The sequence below is a fragment of the Halomonas sp. AOP43-D1-4 genome, assembly GCF_052446175.1.
Classification (GTDB): domain Bacteria; phylum Pseudomonadota; class Gammaproteobacteria; order Pseudomonadales; family Halomonadaceae; genus Vreelandella; species Vreelandella citrativorans.
The window spans coordinates 1-997 of record NZ_JBQSVY010000045.1 but is presented as its reverse complement, the minus strand read 5'-3'; the positions used below and the strand labels follow the sequence as shown (position 1 = coordinate 997).

Genomic DNA, 997 nt, shown 5'->3' with positions numbered 1-997 from the left:
TCCGAGTTTCTGACCAAACCACGTTTGCATTGAAAAAATGGCTTTTATAGCTACCAGACCACTCCAACGCATAACCAAGGTAATCCGTCTCTCCATCGTTAGACATCGTATAGTAATCATTGCCATCACGATCCGTAAGTTTTTCGCTGCGAGAGAACTGATCGCGGTTTTCACGATACACGACTTTAGGGCGAAAGTGGCCATTCAGTGACGTTGGAATCGTCAGTGACGCCGTCAACTCGTCACTATAAGGGGTCTGCAGGTTAGAGGAAGAGTAGTTGGTAACCGAGGGTTGAAAGTTACAGGCATCCCATTTGCCTGGTACTCCACCATAGCTGTTATCGGGGGCGTTTTTCAACTGGCGCTCGTAGCAGGTGTGGACTGGAACTTGCTCATTAATCGCATACCCTACCATGTTTCTTCCAAAGTAGCGGTTAGCGCCTAGCGTTAAAAATGTATCAGGAACAAACTGCCAAGTGCCCGTCAGGCGGGGCGCCACGTTATGGTTGCCCAGAAAATCGTCATAGGAGTAACGCGTGCCTGCGCGAATATCTATATTTCCGTAAGTGTTTAGATATTCACCCCAAAGCGAATGATTATAAACACTTACCTCAGCATTAAACGGTTGATAGACCAAATCTCTTGAGGCGGCATTTAGGCCATTACAAGCAGGGTCACCGGGTGCACAGCTAAACTCTTCACTACCGGCAGAGCGGGATAAATAATAGTAGCGAGCTTCTTCATCACGACTCTTCTGTGCGTTGGAATAGTTTAATTCGCTCCCATAATTAAGTGTACCGCTTTGCAGGTAGGTAGAAAAATCTGTTTTCCACGTATAGTCCGTTTGTGTTTGATTAAGATTGCCCACCCCGCCTTCAAAGCAGTTGCGAGTTGTAAAGCACCAGTCAACTGAGTCCCCTCGCCATGCAATGCGTTGGTTCTTGGCATGGCGGCTTGAATTGTTGTGCATCAGAGAGAGTTTGCTTTCCCAACTGGT

Annotated in this window: 1 protein-coding gene; it reads right to left on the bottom strand. The window is 47.2% G+C overall.

What is annotated here, in order from left to right; translation table 11 throughout:
* Window positions 1–970: hypothetical protein (locus tag ACT3RQ_RS17700; protein ID WP_444680990.1), on the bottom strand; the 970-nt coding region annotated here is incomplete at its 3' end.
* Window positions 971–997 lie beyond the last annotated feature (27 nt).